This is a genomic window from Streptomyces sp. JJ36 (genome assembly GCF_021696945.1).
Classification (GTDB): Bacteria; Actinomycetota; Actinomycetes; order Streptomycetales; family Streptomycetaceae; genus Streptomyces.
This window is the reverse complement of sequence record NZ_JACYHE010000177.1, coordinates 1-763: the sequence shown is the minus strand read 5'-3', so window position 1 is coordinate 763 and position 763 is coordinate 1. Positions and strand designations below refer to the sequence as shown.

Sequence of the window (763 nt, the reverse complement as noted above, 5' to 3'; positions counted from 1 at the left end):
CGGGCCGGGCGCCGCCCTGCGGGGGCGCCCGGCCCGTCGGGCCGCAGGCGTTGCGCGGGCCCGCCGGCGCCGGCGGTTCAGGCTGCGTCGCGGTGGTGGCCGCCGCCCGGGTGCTGGAGCCGGTGCAGCAGGCGCCGCGGCAGCGACTCCTTCTCGCCGCCGGGCGTCCCGCGCTCCTCCTCCGTCCCCTTGGCCTCCGCAGCGCCGCCGGGCGGCTGGGCGGACCGCTCAGCTCCGGCGCCGGCGGGCACCCGCGGCTCCGCACGCGGAGTGGCCGGCGGGGTCGGCGGGGCCGCCGGCCCGGGCTCCCGGGGCGTACGGCCGGCCCGGCGCGCCGCCTCGCTCTCCTCGGCCGCCGCGGCGTGCGCCGAGCGGTGCTCCCGGTCCTCCGTCTCCCGGGCGCCGGGATGGGGCTGTTCGGGCCCGCCCCCGCCGGTGGTCAGCGGGCTCCCGGCGTCGGGCGCGGTCGCGCCCGGCGGAGCCGCGGTCCCGGAGGGCGGCTCGGCGGTCCGCGGTGCGCCCGCCTCACCTTCGGCCCGGGCGGCGGCGCCGGTCTCCGTCACCGGCCGGTCCTCCTGTGCCGGGGTGCGCCAGGCGCCGCCGGATCCTCCGGTGTCCGCCGGGGCGGGGCCGCCCGCCGCGCCGGGGACGGGCTCCTCCTCGCCGGCCGTCGTCCGTGGCCGCTCACCGGCCCCCGCGGCGGTGCCGGTGCCCGCCCCCGCGGCGGCGGTGTCGCCGGCCGCTCCGGGTACCGCCCGGCCGC

1 pseudogene is annotated in these 763 nt (G+C 85.5%); it reads right to left on the bottom strand.

Annotated elements, in window-relative coordinates:
- Window positions 1-77 precede the first annotated feature (77 nt).
- Window positions 78-763 (bottom strand): annotated as a pseudogene (locus HOY81_RS27050) (hypothetical protein); the annotation flags it as partial.